Annotated in this window: 1 protein-coding gene; it reads right to left on the reverse strand. The window is 65.2% G+C overall.

Going from position 1 to position 570, the window contains the following annotated elements; translation table 11 throughout:
* Window positions 1–559, reverse strand: a 559-nt coding sequence (gene pnuC / locus AC1DU6_RS35145; protein ID WP_477863189.1) for a nicotinamide riboside transporter PnuC, incomplete at its 3' end; no start/stop codon positions are given.
* Window positions 560–570: the final 11 nt, after the last annotated feature.

Below are 570 nucleotides of genomic sequence, written 5' to 3' on the forward strand. Positions count from 1 at the left end.
CGTAGAGGATCACGGTCAACCAGTAGCCCTTGAGGCCAAAGAGCACGACGCTGACCACGTTGACGACGATCCAGGTCGGCCAGTTCTCTTCGTACTTGCGCGCCAGCAGCCATTGGCCAAGCAGGCTGGCGACGGTGGGGAAAGCATCCCAGTAGGGAAGGGGGCTGTCGGTGTTCTTCGCGAGAAAGACGCCGAGCAAGGGCCAGGCKGCCAGCGTCAGCAGCGCGGGCTTGACGAGGCCTTGCAGGCCGAGGCGGCGTACCTTCAGCGCCTCGCCCTCGCGCGTGCGGCCAAAGCGCCATTGCCACCAACCCCACAGCGCCAGTGCTGCGAACACCAGCTGCAGCCCGGCCTCGCCGTAGAGCTTGCCGTCCAGAAACAGCGCGAAATACATCAGCGAGCTGATGAGGGCCAGCGGCCAGGCCAGCAGGTGGACGCGCATATTGCACACGACCATCCAGACGGCCAGCACGAAGGCGACCAGCTCCAGCCAGGAGATGGGGCTGCCGAATGCTGAGAAGGCCGGCGCAAGAAGCGCCGCCCAGATGGTGGCGAGCATCAGCGCTTGAT

The sequence above is a fragment of the Roseateles sp. P5_B10 genome, assembly GCF_056400485.1.